Here is a 1,442-nt window from a genome sequence, read left to right as displayed (position 1 = left end):
TGAACTGACCCCCGAATGTTGGACACCTGACCTCGCCGGAGGGTGTTCAATGACGAAGTACGACCGATCGCTCAAACAATCACTGATTGAGGAATGTCTGTCTGCGGGCAGTGTTCATGAGGTGGCAATCAAGCATGGCCTGAGCCCATCGATCCTGCGCCGCTGGGTCAAAGGCTATGAGACGCACGGCGCCGCAGGTTTGGCTGCCAAATACAGCCACTACGATGCCCAGTTCAAAATGAAGGTGTTGCAGTGCATCGAGCAAGAGGGGCTGTCAGCCCAGCAAGCGTGCATACGGTTTGATATCCGCGGCCCGAGCAGCATCAGGCAATGGAAAACGCGGTACGATGCAGGCGGAGTTGAAGCACTTCAATCGCATCGTCACCGAGAGCCCAGCGTGTCCCGCAAAACCTCCAAAGCACCCACAGTAAGTCCTGAGAACTATGCGGACGCTGACCTGACACCTGAGCAAATGCTCAAGGAGCTGGCCTATCTGCGCGCCGAGAATGCCTATCTAAAAAAGCTCGATGCCTTGATCCAGGCGGATCCTCGGACTGCGCAATCAAAAAAACGCAGGCCGTCCAAGGATTGAGGCAGGTATATCCACTTGCTTTGCTGCTTCGTGCTGCCGGGTTGGCGCGCAGCACCTTCTACTACCAAGGCAAGGCACTGCTGACTGACAAGCATTCTGATCTGAAAGACCGCATACGCAGCGTCTATCACAAGCATCGAGGGCGCTACGGCTATCGCCGCATCACCGCAGCCCTTGGGCGCACTGGTGAGTCGGTCAATCACAAGAAGGTGCAGCGTCTGATGCAGTTGATGGGCCTCAAATCGCTGATCAGGGTGAAGAAGTACCGTTCTTATCGGGGCGATGAGGGGCTTGCCTCACCTAATCTGCTTAAGCGCGAATTCAAGGCAGAAGCCCCCAACCAGAAATGGGCGACCGATGTGACGGAGTTCAACGTAAGGGGGCAGAAGTTGTTTCTTTCGCCTGTGATGGACCTGTACAACGGAGAAATCCTGGCTTACCAGACCAACCGCCGCCCTGAGTTCAATATGGTTTCGAGCATGTTGGAGCAAGCTTTTGGGCGGCTTAATCAAGGTGACAAACCGATCCTGCACTCTGATCAAGGCTGGCAGTACCGCCAGCCGGCCTACCGGCACATGCTGGCCGAAAAAAACATTGAGCAGAGCATGTCGCGCAAGGGCAATTGTCTGGACAACGCCGCCATGGAAAGCTTTTTCGGCACGCTCAAGAGTGAGTTCTTCTACCTGGAATCTTTTGAGAGCGTGGAGCAACTGGCATCAGGGCTAGAGAGCTACATCGCCTACTACAACCAGGAACGCATAAGCCTCAGATTGAATGGCTTGAGTCCGGTACAATTTCGGACCCAAGCACGGAAACACTAACCCTTGTCCAACATTAGGGGGTCAGTTCA

At 54.7% G+C, this 1,442-nt stretch carries 1 protein-coding gene; it reads left to right on the top strand.

Annotated elements, in window-relative coordinates:
* The first annotated feature begins 49 nt into the window (after nucleotides 1–49).
* Nucleotides 50–1,413, top strand: a protein-coding gene (locus AC0SZ7_RS31460) for an IS3 family transposase (protein ID WP_475507976.1) whose coding sequence is annotated in 2 segments (ribosomal slippage) — nucleotides 50–515 and nucleotides 515–1,413 — 1,365 coding nt in all. Because the reading frame shifts where the segments join, the coding sequence is not laid out codon by codon here.
* The last annotated feature ends 29 nt before the right edge of the window (nucleotides 1,414–1,442 follow it).

The organism is Pseudomonas sp. JC1203 (assembly GCF_056175065.1).
This window is presented reverse-complemented; position numbering and strand designations above follow the sequence as displayed.